The organism is Roseomonas sp. TAS13, from assembly GCF_001950415.1.
Lineage (GTDB): Bacteria > Pseudomonadota > Alphaproteobacteria > Acetobacterales > Acetobacteraceae > Roseomonas > Roseomonas mucosa.
In genome coordinates, this window is sequence record NZ_BDLP01000328.1 from 1 (window position 1) to 4,816 (window position 4,816).

Sequence of the window (4,816 nt, forward strand, 5' to 3'; positions counted from 1 at the left end):
CCCTCGCCGGCCTGCTGCGCCGCCTCGGCTCCCGCCAGATCCGCGGCATGGGCACGCTCGGCGGCAATCTCGGCACCGCCTCGCCGATCGGCGACGCCCTGCCGCCGCTGCTCGCCCTCGGCGCCACCCTCCGCCTGTCCAGCCCCGAGGGCGAGCGCGAGATGCCGGTGGAGGACTTCCTCACCGGCTACCGCCGCAATGCCCTGAAGCCTACGGGCGAGGTCATCCGCGACGTCTTCCTCCCCCGCCCGCCCAAGGGCGCCCTGATGGCCTGCGAGAAACTGTCCCGCCGCCACGACCAGGACATCACCGCCGTCGGCCTCAGCGTCCTGCTCACCCGCGACGGCAACCGCATCGCCACCGCCCGCATCGCCCATGGCGGCCTCGGCCCCAAGGCGGCCCGCGCCACCGGCGCCGAGGCCGCCCTCGCCGGCGCCCCCTTCACCGAAGCCAGCTTCGCCACCGCCGCCGAGGCCCTGATGGCGGAGATCGCCCCGCTCGACGACCTGCGCGCCAGCGCCGCCTATCGCAAGCGCGCCGCCGGCAACCTGCTCAGGCGCCTCTGGCACCGCTGGTCCGGCCAGGAGGCCGCGTGATGGACACGAACCCGCCCAACCTGACCCGCACCGCCGGCGCCCCCCTCCCCCATGACAGCGCCCTCGCCCACTGCACCGGCCAGGCCCGCTTCGCCGACGACATCCCGGACATCCCCGGCACCCTGCACGCCGCGCTGATCCTCGCCGACACCGCCCATGCGCGCCTCCTCGCCCTCCGCACGGACGAGGCCCGCGCGCATCCCGGCGTCGTCGCGGTCCTGACGCCCGCCGACATCCCCGGCAGCAACGACATCTCCCCCGCCCACAAGCCGGGCGAACACCTCTTCGCGGAAAGCGAGATCCTCCACTGGGGCCAGCCCCTCGGCATGGTCGTCGCCACCACCCGCGACGCCGCCATCGCCGCCGCCAAGACGGTCACGGCGGAGGTGGAGAAACTGCCCCCCGTCCTCTCCATCGAGGCCGCGCTGGAGGCGGGCGACCTCCTCCTCCCCCCCATGGTCATGACCACGGGCGACGTGGACCAGGCCCTCGCCACCGCCCCCCGCACCCTCTCCGGCGAGTTCCGCTGCGGCGGGCAGGAACACTTCTACCTCGAAGGCCAGATCTGCCTCGCCATCCCCGGCGAGGACGGCGACCTCACCCTCCATTCCTCCACCCAGCACCCGACCGAGGTGCAGCACATCGCCGCCCGCATCCTCGGCTGCGACTACAACCGCATCACCGTCCAGACCCGCCGCATGGGCGGCGGCTTCGGCGGCAAGGAAAGCAACGCCTCCTGGGTCGGCGCCGCCGCCGCCCTCGCCGCCCACCGCACCGGCCGCCCGGTCAAGCTCCGCCTTTCCCGCAAGGCCGACATGGCCGCCACCGGCAAGCGCCACCCGTTCCTCTATCGCTGGAAGGCCGGCTTCGACGACACGGGCCGCCTGCTCGCCCTCGACGCCCTCATGGTCGCCGATGGCGGCCACACCCTCGACCTCTCCACCGGCGTCGTCTTCCGCGCCGTCACCCACGCCCTCAACGCCCTCGACGTGCCGCATATCCGCATCGACGGCCGCGTCGTCCGCACCAACACCGTCAGCAACACCGCCTTCCGCGGCTTCGGCGGCCCCCAGGGCGTGCTGCTGACGGAGGATGTCGTCCGCCACCTCGCCAGCGCCCTGGGCTCCACCCCCGAGGCCGTCCGCGCCCGCAACTTCGCCGGCGGCGAGAACAACGACAAAACCCCCTATGGCCAGACCCTGGAAGGCGACCTCATCCGCCGCGTCTGGGCCGAAGCCGAATCCCTCTCCGGCTGGGACGCCCGCCGCGCCACCATCGACGCCTTCAACGCCGCCCACCCCTACAAGCGCCGCGGCCTCGGCTCCTTCGTCCTTGCCTTCGGCATCTCTTTCGGCGTCCAGAGCATGAACCAGGCCGGCGCCCTCGTGCATGTCTATGCCGACGGCTCCATCCGCCTGAACCACGGCGGCACCGAGATGGGCCAGGGCCTCTTCATCAAGGTCGCCCAGATCGTCGCCGAAACCTTCGGCGTCCCCCTTTCCCGCGTCCGCATCACCGCCACCAGCACGGCGGAAGTCCCCAACACCTCCCCCACCGCCGCCAGCACCGGCACCGACCTCAACGGCTGGGCCGCGCAGATCGCCGCCACCGCCATCCGCGCCCGCATGATCGCCGCCGCCGCCGAGCACTGGTCCGTGGACCCCGCCGACATCACCCTGACCGATGACGAGGCCCGCGCCGGCAACCACCGCCTCGGCTTCGGCGAGCTCGCCCGCCTCTGCCACGCGAAACGCGTCTCCCTTTCCGCCGCCGGCCACTACAAGACCCCCGGCCTGAGCTGGGACCCCGTCGCCATGCGCGGCGAGCCCTTCTTCTACTTCTCCTATGGCGCCTCGGTCGCGGAGGTGGAGGTGGATACGCTGACCGGCGAGCACCGCTGCACCGGCGCCTGGCTCGTCCAGGATTGCGGCCGCTCCCTCAACCCCGCCGTGGACCTCGGCCAGATCGAGGGCGCCTTCGTCCAGGGCCTGGGCTGGCTTACCTGCGAGGAGCTCTGGTGGGACGCGCAAGGGCGCCTCCGCACCCTCGGCCCCTCCACCTACAAGATCCCCGGCTCCCGCGATGTGCCGGAGGTCTTCGAGGTCCGCCTCCTCGCCGATGCCCCCGCCCGGGCGGACACCATCTTCCGCTCCAAGGCCGTGGGGGAGCCGCCGCTGATGCTGGCGACGGCGGTGTGGAACGCGCTGGCGGATGCGGCGGGGGTGGGGCGGCTGGATGCGCCGGTGACGCCGGAGCGGATGCTGGAGGCGTTCGAGGATGGGGGTGGTTAGACGGGGCGATTCGGGGTGGCCCCTGGGGGAAAGGCTCCGCCTTTGCCCCCAGACCCCCTATCCGCCAGGAAACTGAGTTTCCTGGACTTTCAATTAAGAAACAGAAATAACAATAGACCTAAGCAGAAATGTGCCCTTAAAAAATTGTGTTTTTCCTTAGAATAAATCGCGCCCCATTTTTTGCACACTAAATCAAATAGCGCTAACTTCATTTTCTGCCTCATAGCCTCCACCGTTTTCATTAACTTGCTCGATGATACGCTCCCATGGCCAACGAGCCGTCGCATATTTACGATAAAAGAATAACTGCTTATCTACTATAAATACTTCGTCTTTATTCGCGTCATATGTTAAGATCAAGCCGCGCCCATCTTCATCTACTTGGATACCGTCAATACGCTGCAGAACTTGGCGAAGATTTCCCTTTTGAATGCGAGGTTCACGACTGTGAGCAGCCTGGAATATATCGTCAGTACTTAGACCTTCGGTCAGCTTCTGTACCTCCGCATCCATGACCACGGCAAGCATGTGAGCGTAGATACCTGTGCTTTTTTGCCGTTTTCTAATACCGCCCGTTACACGCGAGGCAAACGTCTGGTATAGCGCATTAAGCTGGTCCGCATAATCCATCGCAACCGACTCATATTTATCTCTGCTGCCAATGAAAGTCTTAAGCCTTTTTGTTTCGATGATGCCGTGCTCGTCCAGGAAAGCCAGCACGAGTTTTTGTAAAATTCCAACGGTACCATGAGCGTCCTGAACAAGAAGATCTATTATTGATCTCTCAATTTCAATATTAAGCGCTCTTGAGCCGCATTCGACAACTTTTTCAAGATCACTCGCAGACCAATAGATAGACACCTCTTCGATGCGACCGGTCAGATCCGGGTTAAGGTGAAGCAGCAGATTATTCTCCGCCCAAATGCCGATAATAACAACATATGTACGATAGTCCCAGAGAGCTTTAAGATCATGTGCAAAAGCCCGCCTTTCAGAGGGAGCAAGATAGTGAAAATCCTCAATCACGAGTCGACGGCCAGAGGCAATTATAATTTCAGAAACGAAGCGAAGGTCATCTAGATCGCGCCCAACTGGAATGCTTTTCTCACTACTATCTCGCCTGAACTCACCGCTCACATTTAAGGACAGCTTAGCAAGGACAGAAATTCCAAGATCGCCAGTGGCTTGAAGACGCCCCACAAAACCATTCGTAGATGTTGTTTCCTTCACAAGTTGCAGACCTAGCTGACTGAGAGCATCAGTGTAAAGGTCCCTCACAGTCTTATTCAAACGACACTGAATGATGATTGCATTAGGCACAACCCGTTGCCGCAACCAGGACTTTCCACATTTAGACTCACCCCGTAGAGCTATATGTGTGTTACGTCCAAGGAGGCGAGCTAACCGTGCATCTAGGTGGCCCCGGTCAACATAAGAAGGCCTCAGAATGTCGGTGCTAACACCAAATACTTGATCAACATTGTAATTCTGAAAACTCATGTGCTCGCGACCCGGCTGAGGTGGCAACAATGGCTATATCCTATCATGGACGCATTGCTCATCAGCAGTTCGCTCCAATACATCCAGACAACTGTGATAGTATAAAAATCGCATCACAGAATGATCTCCCATTTGATTACAGCCTGGTTCAATAAGTCAGAAAATTCCAGCGTGTGTTTGTGAAACCGAAGACAAGCCATAATAAGTCGGCCTTGAATAACTCGTAAGGCACTGATCTAGCTGTGAGATTTTCCGGGCTCGGCGACCTGGATTTGCAGGGTTCGATTGTTTTCGACGACAAACCCTGCGAATCTTGTGGGCATGAAGCACCGCCCGCGCCCGCCGGAACAGGCCGATCTGCTGCGGCCGCGGCTGGTCGACATGATCGATGGGCGGCACGAACTGGTGCGGCTGGCGGCGCTGATCGAC

At 62.9% G+C, this 4,816-nt stretch carries 3 protein-coding genes; 2 read left to right on the top strand and 1 reads right to left on the bottom strand.

Going from position 1 to position 4,816, the window contains the following annotated elements:
• Together ROTAS13_RS19330 and xdhB are read left to right on the top strand one after the other, a co-directional pair.
• On the top strand, positions 1-596 hold a 596-nt coding region (locus ROTAS13_RS19330), incomplete at its 5' end, for an FAD binding domain-containing protein (protein ID WP_171979160.1).
• Positions 596-2,887: a xanthine dehydrogenase molybdopterin binding subunit gene (gene xdhB, locus ROTAS13_RS19335; RefSeq protein ID WP_075823142.1), complete on the top strand. Its 2,292-nt coding sequence runs from the start codon at positions 596-598 to the stop codon at positions 2,885-2,887. The genes ROTAS13_RS19330 and xdhB, both read left to right, overlap by 1 nt.
• A 192-nt stretch (positions 2,888-3,079) precedes the next feature.
• On the opposite strand, the gene ROTAS13_RS19340 is transcribed toward xdhB, so the two are convergent.
• Positions 3,080-4,165 (bottom strand): hypothetical protein, encoded by a 1,086-nt coding sequence (locus ROTAS13_RS19340; RefSeq protein WP_216348693.1) that lies wholly within the window; start codon positions 4,163-4,165, stop codon positions 3,080-3,082.
• Positions 4,166-4,816 lie beyond the last annotated feature (651 nt).

Excerpts from the sequence above, each read along its gene's own strand:
- xdhB (WP_075823142.1), top strand. The coding sequence starts at position 596 with ATGGACACGAACCCGCCCAACCTGACCCGCACCGCCGGCGCCCCCCTC.